Annotated in this window: 17 protein-coding genes; 13 read left to right on the top strand and 4 right to left on the bottom strand. The window is 37.8% G+C overall.

Going from position 1 to position 15,192, the window contains the following annotated elements; translation table 11 throughout:
- Positions 1–91: 91 nt before the first annotated feature.
- From FC32_RS09415 to recD2, 9 genes are all read left to right on the top strand, one after another.
- A complete protein-coding gene (locus FC32_RS09415) occupies positions 92–634 on the top strand; it encodes an NUDIX hydrolase (RefSeq protein WP_025086877.1) in 543 nt (180 codons plus the stop codon).
- 10 nt (positions 635–644) lie between these two features.
- Positions 645–866, top strand: coding sequence for a hypothetical protein (locus FC32_RS09410; RefSeq protein ID WP_025086878.1), 222 nt, complete (start codon positions 645–647; stop codon positions 864–866).
- Between the two features lie 24 nt (positions 867–890).
- Positions 891–1,577 carry a 5'-methylthioadenosine/adenosylhomocysteine nucleosidase gene (locus FC32_RS09405; RefSeq protein WP_025086879.1) on the top strand — a complete coding sequence of 229 codons (687 nt, stop codon included), beginning with the start codon at positions 891–893 and terminating at the stop codon, positions 1,575–1,577.
- A gap of 12 nt (positions 1,578–1,589) precedes the next feature.
- Positions 1,590–2,741, top strand: coding sequence for a cysteine desulfurase family protein (locus tag FC32_RS09400; protein WP_025086880.1), 1,152 nt, complete (start codon positions 1,590–1,592; stop codon positions 2,739–2,741).
- A 16-nt stretch (positions 2,742–2,757) separates the two neighbouring features.
- Complete coding sequence (locus tag FC32_RS09395; protein ID WP_025086881.1) at positions 2,758–3,096, top strand: DUF1831 domain-containing protein; 339 nt, start codon at positions 2,758–2,760, stop codon at positions 3,094–3,096.
- Between the two features lie 159 nt (positions 3,097–3,255).
- On the top strand, positions 3,256–4,398 hold the full coding sequence (gene mnmA, locus FC32_RS09390; protein WP_081780052.1) for a tRNA 2-thiouridine(34) synthase MnmA: 1,143 nt from the start codon (positions 3,256–3,258) through the stop codon (positions 4,396–4,398).
- Positions 4,399–4,517: 119 nt separating this feature from the next.
- Positions 4,518–5,171, top strand: coding sequence for a histidine phosphatase family protein (locus tag FC32_RS09385; RefSeq protein ID WP_025086883.1), 654 nt, complete (start codon positions 4,518–4,520; stop codon positions 5,169–5,171).
- 15 nt (positions 5,172–5,186) lie between these two features.
- Complete coding sequence (locus FC32_RS09380) at positions 5,187–5,846, top strand: tetratricopeptide repeat protein (RefSeq protein WP_025086884.1); 660 nt, start codon at positions 5,187–5,189, stop codon at positions 5,844–5,846.
- Positions 5,847–5,858: 12 nt separating this feature from the next.
- A complete protein-coding gene (gene recD2, locus FC32_RS09375; protein ID WP_056957415.1) occupies positions 5,859–8,240 on the top strand; it encodes an SF1B family DNA helicase RecD2 in 2,382 nt (793 codons plus the stop codon).
- 49 nt (positions 8,241–8,289) lie between these two features.
- Here recD2 and FC32_RS09370 read toward each other — a convergent pair whose 3' ends face one another.
- The 3 genes from FC32_RS09370 to FC32_RS09360 all read right to left on the bottom strand — a co-directional run bounded on the left by FC32_RS09370 (position 8,290) and on the right by FC32_RS09360 (position 11,415).
- Positions 8,290–9,273: a diacylglycerol/lipid kinase family protein gene (locus FC32_RS09370; protein WP_025086885.1), complete on the bottom strand. Its 984-nt coding sequence runs from the start codon at positions 9,271–9,273 to the stop codon at positions 8,290–8,292.
- Between the two features lie 249 nt (positions 9,274–9,522).
- Positions 9,523–11,199, bottom strand: coding sequence for a ribonuclease J1 (gene rnjA, locus FC32_RS09365; RefSeq protein ID WP_056957414.1), 1,677 nt, complete (start codon positions 11,197–11,199; stop codon positions 9,523–9,525).
- Between the two features lie 3 nt (positions 11,200–11,202).
- Positions 11,203–11,415, bottom strand: a complete 213-nt coding sequence (locus FC32_RS09360; protein ID WP_025086886.1) for a DNA-directed RNA polymerase subunit epsilon — start codon at positions 11,413–11,415, stop codon at positions 11,203–11,205.
- A 223-nt stretch (positions 11,416–11,638) separates the two neighbouring features.
- Here FC32_RS09360 and FC32_RS09355 point away from each other — a divergent pair, with 223 nt between their 5' ends.
- Entirely contained in the window at positions 11,639–12,112 is a 474-nt protein-coding gene (locus tag FC32_RS09355; protein ID WP_156399018.1) for a hypothetical protein, read from the top strand.
- Between the two features lie 79 nt (positions 12,113–12,191).
- Here the strand turns inward: FC32_RS09355 and def are convergent, their stop codons facing one another.
- Positions 12,192–12,746, bottom strand: coding sequence for a peptide deformylase (def, locus tag FC32_RS09350; RefSeq protein WP_025087960.1), 555 nt, complete (start codon positions 12,744–12,746; stop codon positions 12,192–12,194).
- Between the two features lie 251 nt (positions 12,747–12,997).
- On the opposite strand from def, the gene FC32_RS09345 reads away from it, so the two are divergent.
- From FC32_RS09345 to FC32_RS09335, 3 genes are all read left to right on the top strand, one after another.
- Positions 12,998–13,900: a Rossmann-fold NAD(P)-binding domain-containing protein gene (locus FC32_RS09345; RefSeq protein ID WP_235722608.1), complete on the top strand. Its 903-nt coding sequence runs from the start codon at positions 12,998–13,000 to the stop codon at positions 13,898–13,900.
- Positions 13,901–13,978: 78 nt separating this feature from the next.
- Entirely contained in the window at positions 13,979–14,269 is a 291-nt protein-coding gene (locus FC32_RS09340; protein WP_025087959.1) for a UPF0223 family protein, read from the top strand.
- A gap of 8 nt (positions 14,270–14,277) precedes the next feature.
- Entirely contained in the window at positions 14,278–15,048 is a 771-nt protein-coding gene (locus FC32_RS09335) for an inositol monophosphatase family protein (RefSeq protein WP_025087958.1), read from the top strand.
- The last annotated feature ends 144 nt before the right edge of the window (positions 15,049–15,192 follow it).

Genomic DNA, 15,192 nt, shown 5'->3' with positions numbered 1-15,192 from the left:
CTTTTTCGTCTTAGGCGCAACTTGTTATTATTTAGGTGTAAGATCAAAGCCAATTTGATATAATCAATTCAAGGATAATGAGGTGAACTAAATGGAATTTGAAGAAAAAGTTACTAAAGTAGAGCATTTATTTGATGGGAAAGTGATCGATCTAGATCGTGAAACAGTCACGCTTCCAAATGGGAAAGAATCTTTTCGTGAAATCGTGAGACATCATGGCGCTGTAGGTGTAATTGCAATCACACCAGAAGATAAAATGGTCTTTATCAAACAATGGCGTGCTCCTTTAGGTCAAGTGACTTTAGAGATCCCAGCCGGCAAGATCGAGCCAGATGAACAAACCAGTCCATTAGAGACCGCTACTCGTGAGTTAAATGAAGAAGCACGCTATCAAGCCCAAAATATTGAATTAGTCATGCCATTTTACACATCTCCAGGTTTTGCTGATGAAAAAATTTATCTTTATCATGCAAGTGGCTTAGAAAAAGTAGCCGAAGAATTACCACAAGATGAAGATGAATTTTTAGAAAAAGTTGAATTGACTTTACCAGAAGCCCTTAAAGCAATGCAAAATGGGTTGATTTGTGATAGTAAGACGATTATGGCAGTGATGTTTTGGCAATTGATGAATTAGTGAGGTGCTAATGGAAGAAGAAAAAAATACGCCCTTACGGCGGAGTAAAAAAGCTACTGCAGCTTCGACTGAGACTACAAGCTATAGTCGAACGGCTGCGCGTAAGCAACAAAAACAAGAAAATGAAGAAGAAAAGACAAAGCGACTTGCTAAAAAGCTCAATCTTGCGATCGGTATTTTAGTCGTTGCAATTATTTTAGTCTTTTTATTTATGCGCTTTGTCAATTTCTAATTAAGAAAGGTCGTTATTTAGAAAATGAAGTACGGTATTATTTGTGCAATGGAAGAAGAAATCAAGGAGTTACGCGCTAACTTGACTGAGAGTACCGAAAAAAACTTAGGTGGTATTGATTTTTATGCCGGAAAGATAAACGGTCATGAAGTCGTGTTAGTTCGTTCCGGAATCGGTAAGGTCCAAGCAGGGATCACGACCGCTCTTTTGATCGTTGAATTTGGGGTCAATCGAATCATCAACTCAGGTTCAGCTGGTGGGATCGGCACGGGACTTCATGTCGGTGATGTTGTTTTTTCAACCGGAGCAGCTTACCATGATGCTGATGCTACTGTTTTTGGTTATAAACCAGGTCAACTTCCACAACAACCACAAATCTATCCGGCTGACCAAGAATTATTGACAGCACTTGAACAAGCAGCTAAGAATGCAAATTTAACGGTCAAAAAAGGTTTGATCGTGACCGGTGATCAATTTATCGCCTCAAGTGATAAGATTGCTGAGATCAAAGAAATTTATCCTGCAGCCCTTTGTTGTGAAATGGAAGGTGCGGCCATTGCTCAAGTAGCACACCAATTTAAGATTCCTTTTGTAATCGTACGTGCAATGTCTGATGTTGGTGATGAAGATGCTGGCCAAACATTTGATGAATTTATCATTGATGCTGGTAAACGTTCTGCCAAAATGATCTTAGAATTAATGCAAGCTTAGTGAGGGATCAACGTGAAAAATATTTATTTAGATAATGCGGGCACTACGCCTATGGCACCTGAAGTAGTAGAAACTATGACACAAATGATGACTGAAGTCTTTGGTAATGCTTCAGCCGCTAATTCATTTGGTCGCAAAGCTCGTGGTGTCTTGGAAAGAAGTCGGCAAATTTTTGCAGATTCACTCAATGCTAAAAATGCTAACGAAATCATTTTTACGAGTGGTGGTACAGAAAGCGATAATACGGCGATCATCCAAACTGCTCGTAAAAGAAAAAATCAAGGACGACATTTAATTACGACGGCCATCGAACATGAAGCAGTCTTAAAGCCAATGGAATATTTAGAAGAAAACGGTTATGAGGTAACTTATCTTCCCGTTGATGAAAATGGCGTGATCTCATTAACTGATTTAAAAAATGCACTCCGACCAGATACAATTTTAGTGTCGATCATGGCAGGCAATAATGAAGTTGGTAGTCATATGCCACTAACGCAAATCGGTGAAATCGTTGCTAAGAGCAATGCTTGGTTCCATACTGATGCAGTACAAGCATATGGCATTGTAGATATTGATGTTCAACGAGATCAAATCGATTTATTATCGACCTCGGCTCATAAGTTAAATGGTCCTAAGCAAATGGGCTTTTTATATGAGCGTGAAGGCTTAGATCTTGGTTCGCATTTGATGGGCGGAGATCAAGAGTTAAAACGGCGTGCGGGAACTGAAAATATTCCAGCAATTGCTGGTTTTGCTAAAGCCGTTGAATTGGAACAAGCAGAACGCGAAACTTTGCAAAAACGTTATCAAGGCTTTAAACAACAGTTGTGTGATGCATTAGCTCAAAATGGCGTTTCCTTTGAAGTTAATGGTAAAATGGGAGCAGATGAGTTGCCACAAATCATTAATATTTGGTTTAAGGGCTGTCAAAACGATGCAATGTTGACTAATTTAGATTTAGCAGGCTTTGCAGCAGCTGCAGGTTCGGCTTGTACAGCAGGTTCACTTGAACCTTCACATGTATTAAAAGCAATGTATGGTGATAATGAACGGGTGGTTCAATCATTGCGCTTTAGTTTTGGCAAATATAATACTGCAGACGAAATTGCTCAATTAGCCACACAATTAGCTAAAATCAGTCAACGCATTAAGAAAAATAATTAGTAAAGAGGTGTTTTACATGGCTTATGGAAAAACAGCGGAAATTTTAGGCGATACCACAACGTATCAATTATCTAGTGACGTAAAAAAATATGCGTTACGCGATACAGGTTTTATGGAAACTAAGGGCGGAAAATTTCAATTAGAACGCTCCTTAGATCCAGCTTCACCATTTAAAGGCTTTAAATTAAAAGTAGTTGTAGCTGCTGATTTAGGCAGTTTTAAGATGGTCACAACTACTGCTAATGGGCTAAAAGAAGTTAATATTTTCAAAGGTAAAGATGCAGCTGCTAATCAAGAACAGTTAGAATATATTTTGGCTGATTTATTAGCACGAAACATCATTGAAAAAGTTTAATGAAAGAGAGCTAAGGAGAAAAATCCTTAGCTTTTTTATTGTGAAAATTCAAGGTAAAAAAAGTAAGCAAACCTTGTCAAAACACGGATTAATCGTTATAATGGTAAGCACTGGATAAAGCGACCTTCAAATCGTAGAGATTCAGAATCTAATGAAATGATGGTGATTTCTTACATGCAAGACAATAGTAAGACAAGAGTTGTTGTTGGAATGAGTGGTGGCGTTGACTCGTCAGTCGTGGCCTATCTTTTGAAACAACAAGGTTATGATGTTGTCGGAGTTTTTATGAAAAACTGGGACGATAAAAATGATAGTGGGGTTTGTACGGCAACCGAAGACTATCAAGATGTAGCTAAAGTAGCTGATCAAATTGGAATTCCTTATTACTCCGTTAACTTCGAAAAAGAATATTGGGATGGTGTCTTTACGTACTTTTTAGATGAGTATAAAAAAGGGCGTACCCCTAATCCAGATGTCATGTGTAATAAAGAAGTTAAATTTAAGGCCTTTTTAGATTATGCAATGGAATTGGATGCCGATTATATTGCAATGGGACATTATGCACAAATTTCACGTGATGAAGATGGGACAGTCCATCTTTTGCGTGGGGCCGATGAAAATAAGGATCAAACTTATTTCTTAAGCCAATTGACCCAGAAGAATCTCCAAAAGGCAATGTTTCCTATCGGAGGCATGGATAAAAAAGAAGTTAGAAAAATTGCCGAAGAAGCCGGCTTAGCAACTGCCAAGAAAAAAGATTCTACCGGCGTTTGTTTCATCGGTGAACGTAACTTCAGCAAGTTTTTAGGTGAATTTTTACCAGCTAAGCCAGGTCTAATGAAGACCCTTGATGGCGAAGTTAAGGGTGAACATTTTGGTTTGATGAACTATACGATCGGTCAACGTCGTGGCCTGGGGATCGGTGGGGATTCTAAGAGCAATGAACCATGGTTTGTTGTCGGTAAAGACCTGGCAACTAACACTTTGCTTGTGGGGCAAGGATATCATCATGATTACCTTTATGCGACAAGCTTGGATGCCAGCGAATTAAGCTTTGTGGCCCCAATTGAAGACCGTGGTCAAGAATTTCACTGCACGGCTAAATTCCGTTACCGTCAAAAGGATTCAGGCGTAACCGTGCGTTTCAACGATGACCAGACAAAAGTTGAAGTTATCTTTGACGAGCCAGTCCGCGCGATTACACCAGGTCAAGAAGTTGTTTTCTATGATGGTGAAGAGTGCTTAGGTAGTGGCACGATTGATCACGCTTATAAAAACGGTGAAATGTTACAATATGTTTAAAATAAGAGACTGTGACTTAGGTTACAGTCTTTTTTACTTTAAAACTGATGGTTGTGCGGTGGTTGCCTTGTTGAATCTGTGCTAAAATTTAACCAATAGATGAGAAAGAGGGAAGACAAGTGACGAAATTATTTTTTATTCGCCATGGTAAGACCGAATGGAATCTAGCCGGACGCTATCAAGGTGCGTGTGGCGATTCACCTTTATTACCACAAAGTTATCGTGAGATCGAAGATTTGGCTAAATACCTAAATGACTTTAAGTTTGCCAAAATCTATTGTAGCCCGATTCGTCGTGCTAAAATGACCGCACAACAGATCGTAGCTAATTTGAACCAACCTTTAAAATTAGAAGCAGATGTTGCTTTTCAAGAATTTAATTTAGGGAAAATGGAAGGGATGAAATTTACCGACGTAGCGAAAAAATATCCCGCTCAATTAGACGGTTTTAGGCATCATCCTGATAAATATGATCCAACTGAGATCGAAGGTGAATCTTTTCCTGAGCTTTTTGCCCGGATGACCCCTAAGATCAAAGCTATTTGTCAACGTTATCCTAACGACAACATTTTGATCGTTGGTCACGGAGCTGCTTTGTGTGCTGAAATTAGGCATTTGATGGGAGTTCCCTTAGATAAGATCAGAGCTAAGGGTGGTTTAGCTAATACGAGCACAACGATCTTAGAAACAAAAGATGGTCAAAATTTTAAATGTTTAGCTTGGAACAAGACGGATTATTTGAATAAAGAACTGGATGCAAGTGATATTGTGTAAGAGAAGGTAATAGATTTGACACGAAAAGAACAAGAAAAAAGTACGCAGGAATTGACGACAAAGCTAATAAAAAAAATCGATGAAGATCCCTATGATGAACAAGCCTATTATGCTTTAGGGACAGTTTTAACCGAACAAAAAAGCTATGAACAAGCAGAAGAGTTATTTAAGCGGGCACTAAATGCAGTTGTGGACAAACCACAAAAACTCGCCTTGTTGCACTATGGTTTAGGAAATGTCTATTATGCAAGTGCCTTGTATGACGAAGCGCTAAAAGAATTTAGCTTAGTCAATGACAAAGATTTACAGGCACAAGCTTATCTAATGCTTGCTCAAACTTACTATGCTAAGGAAAATTATCAAAAAGCTTTAGCCTTTGCGATGACTGCTGATCAGTTAGAAAGTACGCTAACAACACTTGGCTTAATGGGAGATTGTTTTTTAGCTTTAGGAGATTTTAACCAAGCAAAGGCGATGTATTTGCAAGCTTTAGCAAAAGATACAACTGATGCCCGGATAAATTTCCAATTAGGTGTATTAGCGGTAGTTGATGGCGAAGATCCAAGCAAGTATTTTGATCGAGCTAAGAAAAGTGATCCAAAATTATATCAAAAATTAAATGAACGACTAAAAGATGTTGAGCAGGTGATCCAAGCTACAAACAAGAAAAAGTAAGGAAGAGATGGCATGCAACAGGAGAAACTATCATTATTTGATAACGAAAAGCAAGAAGGGTATTTGATCGGCGAAGTATTGAATATCTTTTTTGAAGCACCCGCTAGTTTATATAAAGTTGCCCTTGTTGAAGTAAAGGAGACTGACCTTGATTTAGAACTAGAAGTGACCGTTACTGGTAATTTTCCAGAATTGATCGAAGGCACGAGTTATTATTTCAAAGGAAGGATCGTTGAGCACCAAAAATACGGTCGTCAATTTCAAGTTTTGACCTATAAACCGGAGATCTTATCGTCTAAAGCTGGAGTTGTAGCTTATTTATCGAGTGAACATTTTGCGGGAATTGGTGAAAAAACAGCGCAAAAAATCGTTGATAAACTAGGCGAAAATGCAGTAGAGTTGATTTTAAAAGATCCAACATGTATTGAGCGCTTAGCTTTAACGAAAAAACAAAAAGAAACTTTATTAGCAGGGATCAGTGAAGATAACGGGGCCGAACAAGCCTTGATCGGGTTAAGTAGTTTAGGTTTCTCTGATAGTATGGCAACCAAGATCTTTGAAAAATATCGTGAGAAAACTTTAGAAGTTTTACATGAAAATCCATATCAATTAGTCGCTGATATTGAAGGTTTTGGCTTTAATCGGGCCGATCAAGTTGCAGTTAAATTGGGCTTTGAGCCGACGTGTGAAGTTAGGATCAGGGCAGCAATTTATGAAAGTATTGCGCAATTAAGCTTGTTTGCGGGGAATACTTACACTGATGCAAAATCATTATTAGAAACTGCACTTACATTACTTGAGACAGCTCGCCCCCAAAAAATCAATCCGCAACTGATCGCTGAACAACTATTGAAATTAGGCGAACAAGGAAAAGTCGTTTCAGATGAAGGAATGATTTATCTAAAAAGTTATTATGAAGCCGAATATGTGATCGCCGAAGAGCTAAAGCGTTTATTACAATATCAAATAGCAGAGTTACCATCTGATGCTGAGTTTGAAAAAGAGATGGCTAAGATCCAGCGTGATTTAGCGATCACTTATGGAGCTGATCAAAAACAAGCGATCAAAGCAGCAGTGAGTTCACCGGTATTTTTATTAACGGGTGGACCTGGTACCGGTAAAACGACGATTATCATGGGAATTGTCCGGCTTTTTGCACATTTAAATGAACTTGATCTAAGCGATACTAGTCAATTGCAAATCGTTTTAGCTGCTCCAACTGGGCGAGCTGCGAAGAAGATGAGTGAAGCAACTGGACTACCAGCCTCAACGTTACATCGGTTATTAGGTTTAAACGGGCGCGAAGATGATTTAGCCGAAGAAACTAAGCAGCTTGAAGGAAAACTTTTGATCGTTGATGAAACATCAATGGTGGATACGATGTTACTTAAGCTTCTGTTAGAAAGTATTCCCACTCAAATGCAAGTGATCTTTGTAGGAGATAAGAATCAATTGCCTTCAGTTGGACCAGGGCAGGTCTTTTCTGATATGCTCGCAAGTGAGACTTTACCCAAAAAAGAACTAGAAAAAATTTACCGTCAGGGGGATGGTTCGACCATTATTTCCTTAGCCCACGATGTTAAAGACGGAATCGTTCCTTCTGATCTGTTGCAAAAAACAAGTGACCGCTCCTTTATTGCTTGTCATGCTTCACAAGTAAAGTACGTTACTGAAAAAGTGGTCAATGCAGCGCTAAAAAAAGAGAACAATAAAGATGACATTCAGATCTTAGCTCCGATGTATCGTGGGGAAGCTGGGATCGACAGTTTAAATCAAGCACTCCAAGCTTTACTTAATCCATTAACTGAACGAAAAAAAGAGCTGGTTGCAGGTAAAAATATTTTTCGGATCGGGGATCGAGTGCTTCATTTAGTAAATGACCCTGAAAATAATATTTTTAATGGTGATATTGGCAAGGTCGTTTCGCTTGAAGTCAAACAAGATCCTTCACCAAATGATAAATTGATCGTCTCTTTTGATGGTCAAGAAGTAACTTTTTTACGTAAGGATCTGCGTAATTTGACCTTAGCATATTGTATGTCGATCCATAAATCACAGGGGAGCGAATTTCCGATCGTTGTTTTGCCAGTAGTCAAACAATACTCGCGCATGTTCGCCCGTAACTTATTGTATACCGCTTTGACGCGAGCAAAGGAAAAGTTGATCTTGTTAGGTGAGCCTGAAGCATATGCTCAATGTATAAAAACAGTGGCTTTGAATCGTAAAACAAGCTTAACCAAACGCTTGCAAGCAGTTTTGGAAATTAAAAAAGACAAGCAAGTTGCTAAAAGTGATGTGCCTAAGTTCGTTTTAACAAAAGAGCTAGTTTTTGGAGAATCAATTGATCCAATGATCGGAATGGATGGGATCACGCCGCTAAATTATTTAACTTAAAAAAGAAAAGTGTCTCATAATTGCAGAAAAACAATTATGAGACACTTTTTTAGCGTTTAGCGACGGGAACACCTTGAATGTTGAGCCAGAAAGGATATTTACTGGAACCAAAGAAAATATCGTAATATTTACTACCAACTTCTTCACCGTCGATTTGACCATATTCTAAGGAATTAATGATCAGATGAATATTTTTATCTTTGTAGTGATGAAGATAAGGGAGTTTCAATTGCTTTTTAAAATAAATCGCAATACTCAATAAAAGAAATTTGAAAAAGCCTAAATTATCAGCAATGATCAAATCTAACTGATGATCATTGACATCAGCGGCTGGCGATAAAACGATGCCGTTTTCAAAGTAAGGATGATTAGCGACATTCACGATCCGAGCATGCTTAAAGAATTCATATTTATCACCGATCCGTAGCGTAACTGCAAAAGCTTCTTGATTTAAAAAGGCAGTAAAGATATTGATCAGATAAACGAGAAAACGTAAACGTGCGCGTAGCAAGAATTTCTTTAGCCGAACATGTTTATGTGCATTTGCATTCAAACTAGTGGCGTAAGCATCTAATCCGATTCCAAAGTCGTTTAAAAAATATCCTTGTTCATTGTGAGTCGTTTCTTGATATTCACCAATGTCATAATAAACTGGTTCGGTTGCCGTTAAGACTTGTTCAAGGGCAGTTAAAGGATCCGCAGAAAGTCCGATTCCCTTGGCAAAACCGTTATTTTGTCCTACTGGAATAAAGGCAAGGGGGACTTCGATTGCAGCTTCTTTTTTGATACTATTTAAGGCTTCATTAAGTGTACCATCGCCACCAACAACTAAAACAACATAATTTTTAGCTTTTTCAGGTGACATTTTACTAAACTTAAGATGTATAAATTGTTGTGTGTGACCTACGTGGTCGGTTAAATGAGCTTCATAGTCAACATTGCGCGAATCAAGAACATTTTGTACTTGTTCCCAGATTTTGGCAGCTTGACCATGTCTAGCTAAAGGATTAACGATGATAAAGAAAGATCTCAAGGTAATAATTACTATATAAAATATGGCAAAATAGCGAGTTTGCGCACTTACTATCTAAGAAAGATTATATATTTTCCTTCCTTAATTTTTAAATATTAGATGATAACCGGGTCGACTATTGCTCCATACCATATTTTCTTTCTTAGGATCAAATTCCAATAGCCAATCATAATAATTATAGCTAATATTTTACCAAGCTACAAGATGAGAATAATAAAAAAGCAAGTCTAACATAGACTTGCTTCAAATTTAAACTGTCACAAACATTGGTAAAATCATTGGGTGACGTTCTGTTTGTTCAAACAGAAATTTTTGGAGTTCCGCAATGATATTTTCACGCAACATCGCTTCAGTTACTTTTTCATTTTTTAAAGTTTGTTTGATCGTACGGTAAACGCGTTTACGTCCTTGCTTGATCAATTCACCTGATTCACGCATATAGATAAAACCACGAGAAAGTAGATCTGGTCCAGCTAAGATCTCACGTTTTTGCATATCGATCGTAGCGACCACGACGACTAAGCCTTCTTCAGAAAGAATCCGGCGATCGCGCAAGACGATATTACCAATATCGCCAATGCCAGAGCCATCGACATAGACATCTTCAGCGTTGAAATGACCAGCATAACGGGCAGAATCTTTAGTCAAGGCTAAAACATCACCGTTTTCCAAGATAAAGGAATTTTCAGCTGGAACATCACATTTTTCCGCCAATTCAGTGTGGATCTTCAACATCCGGTATTCACCGTGAACAGGCATGAAAAATTTTGGTTTCATCAAACGAAGCATCAATTTTTGTTCTTCTTGTCCACCGTGACCAGAGGCGTGAATGTTATTGACCTTACCATGGATCACCGTTGCGCCAGCTTCTTCAAGTTCATTGATCACTTTGTTAACACTTAAAGTATTTCCAGGGATCGGTGAACTTGAGAAGACAACTGTATCACCAGGTTGGATCGCAACTTGGCGATGGGTCCCATTAGCAATACGACTAAGTGCGGCCATTGGTTCACCTTGAGAACCTGTACATAAAATCATTACTTTATCGGCTGGTAAACTATTGATTTCACGGGCGTCCACGATTGCATCATCAGGTATATCAAGATAGCCTAGTTCACGGCCATTAACGATCGCAGCTTCCATACTGCGACCAAAGACTGCGATTTTTCGTCCCTTAGCAATCGCAGCTGAAGCAGCTTGTTGCACGCGGGAAATATTTGACGCAAAGGTAGCAAAGATGATGCGTCCTTCAACTTGCTCAAAAATACGTTTGATCGATTTTCCGACCCAACGTTCTGACTTAGTGAAGTTTGGAACTTCGGCATTTGTACTGTCAGAGAGTAAGCACAAAACGCCTTCATCACCTAAGCGCGCCATTTTTTGGAGATTAGGTGCTTGATTTGTGATCGGAGTTAAATCAAACTTATAGTCACCCGTGCAGACGATCGTACCCGAAGGTGTTTTGACTGCAACCCCTAATGTATCAGGGATGGAGTGTGTTGTTCTAAAGAAAGACACACTCGTTTTGCGAAAACGTAACACTGTATCTTCATTTATTTCATGAAGTTCAGTTGAGTTTAAAAGACCATGTTCTTCAAGTTTGCTCTTGATCAGGGCTAAGGCTAAAGGCCCAGCATAAATTGGAACATTGACTTGCTTTAATAAGTAGGGGATGCCCCCAATATGATCTTCGTGACCGTGTGTAATGACTAAAGCTTTGATTTTTTGCTGATTTGCTACGAGATATTGATAATCAGGGATGACATAATCGATCCCTAAAAGGTCGTCTTCAGGAAACTTTATTCCGGCATCAACGACGATGATCTCGTCTTGAAATTGGATCCCGTAGGTATTTTTACCAATTTCACCTAAACCGCCGAGTGCAAAAACGGCGGTTTCGTTATTTTTAACATTTAGCTTTTTCATTTTTTAAAACTCCGTTAGTTTAAAAGCCGGACTCTCTTTTTCGTAAGCTAAAGCTGCATCGTTTAATTCTTCGATGAATTCAATGTTGTATTCAGTATTGTTTTCTACTAAAATTCTTGCTTCTGGTTCTGAGTCTGCTTCTAAATATAAAGATTCCGTATTTTCACGGCGTGGATTAATTTTTTTACTTGGTTGATAGTATACTTTAAAAATCATTAATGATTCTCCTTTATGATTTAAATTTTTTATTTGCACAAGCTTATAAATCAGCAAAATAAACTTCCGAACAGGGATTGTTTACACAATAATTAAATCTATTCTAACATAGTTTACTAGTTAAGTATATAAAGTTGAATAATTGTAAGTTACATTTAAGAAGTTGGTTAATTGATACACATTGTAAGAAATATATTATATAATCAAAAGAGGTGAATTTTAGATGAAAATAATATATATATTGTTAGGTGTGATTGTGATCGGAGCTTTTTCATTACTTTACCAACGTTATCGTCGCAAAAAAGCACTTTTGGTGGTTCAAGCTGCCAGTAAGAAAATAACAGATGAAGCATTAGCATACTGTCTTCAAGAGTTGGGCATGGATTTTAGTGATGTGCCAAATTCTCATGTGATATCAGACGTTTGGGGTAAAGGTGTTATGGCTTTTGAATACCAGATCAAGGTCAAAGATTTAAACCGAAATTCTCTCAAATCATTAGAAATGGCAATTAACGATAAATTAAGTTATTTTGCCCAACAAAAAGAACTGGTGGGATACTTAGAAAAAGGGCCAATATTTGTTGTATCCGACATTTGGTTACAAGAAGATATTTTGCATATTGATATCTCACATTTGGTCAATCAAGCAACCGTCAGCTATTTAAAAGACATGCGAACCTTAGAAAAAAACAATTAAAAATCAAATAAATAACCTGATCTCTAATATCACGAGATCAGGTTATTTATTGCATTATGCGCTTATTTATAGTTATTAATTAAAGCAAGATCAAATCGTCTGTGGCTGCAAAAGGATTTTCTTGATTAATATGATCGAAAAACAATACGCCGTTTAGATGGTCGATCTCATGTTGCACAACGATTGCAGTGTAGTCGCGCAAACGAGCTACATGTTCATTGCCATCAAGGTCGTACCAACGTAACTTGATCCGCGCATGGCGTGGAACATATCCTGGGATCTCGCGGTCAACTGAAAGGCAACCTTCACCTTCAGAAAGAGCCGCCATTTGAACAGATTCACTTAAAATCGTTGGATTGATCAAAATGTGTTTAAAAAGTGGTTCTTCTCCTTCTTCTCCAGGAACAAGTACAGCTGTCATTCGCTTAGAAACGTCGATCTGCGGTGCAGCTAAACCAACTCCAGCACGGAGATTGTACTTTTCAGCAATTTCTGGATCTTGGCTATTTTCAAGGAATTCCATCATTTTTTGAGCAGTTTCTTTTTGTTCATCAGATAAAGGAAATTCTAATTTTTCCGCGCGAGCTCGTAATGTTGGATGACCTTCACGGATAATATCATGCATAGTGATCAAATTTTATCATCCTTTCATTGATTAAAATCACTACTTCAATTTTAGCATATTTTTTACTTATTTTTTCAAATAATTTGAAGTAGTGTTGGTGACAAAAAAGTCATAGTTTCATAAGTTGTGATATAATTAAAGGGTATTTTTAGTGCTGTTTTTTACGAAAATACGTTTGCTTTTTGTTATGTGAAGAGATATACTTGATTTTTTAGCGATGAACGATGTCTCAGAGACAAGAGTGGAGGTAAGGTAAGATAATGGAAAATAATATCATGATTTGTGGTGAGAGTTCAGAATTAAAACTCTTTTTACAAACATGTATCATTCAAGATCGACCTTTAAACTGTGATTGGTTTCAGATAAGTGAAGAAACGGATCCGATGGTGGCTTCATTGGTCAATAGTGCCAATTTTGCAGATAATTTTAATTTGGAAATGACGCTTCACCCTAGATGGGAGCAATTAGAATTATTAGTGGTCGGAACGCCACCACGTTCTTTTATCGAGACTGAAGGTAAAGAGGCTAAACGAAAATGGGTCCAATTAGTGATCAATCAAGCGATGGCTAACGGATTTAAGGGGAAAGTTTGTTTTGTCGCTGATAACGATCATTTGTGGGTCTATTCAGCTTTGCGTTTTTCTGGTTTGCCTGCAAGTAATATTTTTGGCTTAGGAACGATGCCGTTATCAGAAACAGTGGCGCGTTTGTTGGGCACAGGGCTAGCGATCGGGAGCGATCCGATTTACGCTAATGTGATCGGGACAAGAGATGATTCTTTTATAGCTTGGAGTAGAGCACAGATCGCAGGTAACTCTTTGTTAAGTGTGGTAACACAAGACAATAGTTTATTTGATCAAAGCAAGTTAGATCAAATAACGGCAACGTATTTGGACGAAGCAAAATTGTCGCATGATATCGTAACCGTTTTATGTCTACAAAGAATTTGTAGGGCTATCTTTTTCAATCATCCGATCTTGGTTCCTTTAACACATGAGATCGAATTTGCTAAACAAAAGATCGCAATCAGTGAGCCTGTCGTTTTATCCAAACAAGGTGTCGCAGTTATGACTAAGCTCAATCTTTCAGAAGAAGAAACCGAGCAATTTGTAGCAGTTAAGCAACGTGTATTAGCACAAATCGATGAATTACGAAATAAATAACAAGTCAGTTCAATTTTATTGGCGACTTTAGAAAGGAAAATTATCGCAGATTTAATAATCTAGATATCGTAAAGTATTATGAAAATTAGTGAAAATTTTGAATATCCATTATTGCCAGAATGGAGTACCCAAGAGATCATTGATGCTAGCGAATTTTATGAAGCAGTAGAAAAAGTGTATACTACAGGGATCGAGCGAGCTGAATTTATGAAAAAATATATACGCTTTTTAGAGATCGAACCAGCGATCATGACGCAAAAACAACTTGATCGTGCCTTTAGTGAAGCGTCGGGCTTAAGTATTTATCGGGCAGTTCAATTTGTAAAAAATAGTGATAAAGAACACATCAAATTTACAGAAAAGAGTTGAGATGTGTTATGCATTGGAAACAAATCAATGAACATGTCCAAGTGTGGTTGCGTGAAGTTAGTCGGCAACTATTGCTAGGAAGAAAGCAAGAACTTCAAGTTGCTACTAAAAGTGAACGAACTGATTTAGTAACTAATATTGATAAACAAGTAGAAAAATATTTAGTGGCAAAAATTAGAGCAACTTTTCCAACGTCAAAGATCTTAGGTGAAGAAGGAACTAAAGATAAGGATTTAGCTTCATCTCAAGGATTATTATGGATCATTGACCCACTTGATGGCACGATGAATTATGTAAAGCAACGTGACTGCTTTGCGAGTATGATCGCAGTTTATGAAAATGGTCATGAAAAACTAGGCTATATTTTGGATGTAACGGCGCAAAAGCTCTACTGGGGTGGTCCAGAATGTGGTGTCTTTTGTAACGATGAGCGGCTTCCTAAAGTTGCTGATCTTTCTTTAGCTCAAGGGCTAATAGATGTTAGTGGAAGAATGTTAATGAATAATTACCATAATGTGTGTAAAATGGCGCAAACTAGTATGGGAATTCGGGTTTATGGTAGCGCAGGGATCAGTTTCATTCATGTGTTGACCGGCAAAACAGTTGCTTATTTTTCACATTTACATCCGTGGGATTATGCGGCTGGAAAAATTTTAGCTCATGCCCAGGGTTTAAGCGTGAAAGGCATTGACGATAGTAAGTTTGATATGCTATCATCAGATGATGTATTAGTAGCAACGAAAAATGCTGAGGAAGATATTCTCAAACTTTTGGGTTGACCATTTGTTTGGTGCTGTGACAGAGCGTCACAGTTTTTTTATGTAGCTTTTTGAAAATGTATTTGATATTTTTCATCAGTGAATAGAAAATCATGGATTTATTCCAAACCTATAGTGGCATTTCTCAAGCAGTAGACTTTGAAA

It is taken from the genome of Ligilactobacillus apodemi DSM 16634 = JCM 16172 (assembly GCF_001434405.1).
GTDB classification, from domain to species: Bacteria; Bacillota; Bacilli; order Lactobacillales; family Lactobacillaceae; genus Ligilactobacillus; species Ligilactobacillus apodemi.
Note: the sequence above shows the minus strand (reverse complement) of the source record. Positions and strands in the feature narration are given on the sequence as shown.

Coding starts and splice junctions, on each gene's coding strand:
- FC32_RS09415 (WP_025086877.1), top strand. CDS start 92: ATGGAATTTGAAGAAAAAGTTACTAAAGTAGAGCATTTATTTGATGGG.
- FC32_RS09410 (WP_025086878.1), top strand. CDS start 645: ATGGAAGAAGAAAAAAATACGCCCTTACGGCGGAGTAAAAAAGCTACT.
- FC32_RS09405 (WP_025086879.1), top strand. CDS start 891: ATGAAGTACGGTATTATTTGTGCAATGGAAGAAGAAATCAAGGAGTTA.
- FC32_RS09395 (WP_025086881.1), top strand. CDS start 2,758: ATGGCTTATGGAAAAACAGCGGAAATTTTAGGCGATACCACAACGTAT.
- mnmA (WP_081780052.1), top strand. CDS start 3,256: ATGGTGATTTCTTACATGCAAGACAATAGTAAGACAAGAGTTGTTGTT.
- recD2 (WP_056957415.1), top strand. CDS start 5,859: ATGCAACAGGAGAAACTATCATTATTTGATAACGAAAAGCAAGAAGGG.
- rnjA (WP_056957414.1), bottom strand. CDS start 11,199: ATGAAAAAGCTAAATGTTAAAAATAACGAAACCGCCGTTTTTGCACTC.
- FC32_RS09360 (WP_025086886.1), bottom strand. CDS start 11,415: ATGATTTTTAAAGTATACTATCAACCAAGTAAAAAAATTAATCCACGC.
- FC32_RS09355 (WP_156399018.1), top strand. CDS start 11,639: ATGAAAATAATATATATATTGTTAGGTGTGATTGTGATCGGAGCTTTT.
- FC32_RS09345 (WP_235722608.1), top strand. CDS start 12,998: ATGGAAAATAATATCATGATTTGTGGTGAGAGTTCAGAATTAAAACTC.
- FC32_RS09340 (WP_025087959.1), top strand. CDS start 13,979: ATGAAAATTAGTGAAAATTTTGAATATCCATTATTGCCAGAATGGAGT.
- FC32_RS09335 (WP_025087958.1), top strand. CDS start 14,278: ATGCATTGGAAACAAATCAATGAACATGTCCAAGTGTGGTTGCGTGAA.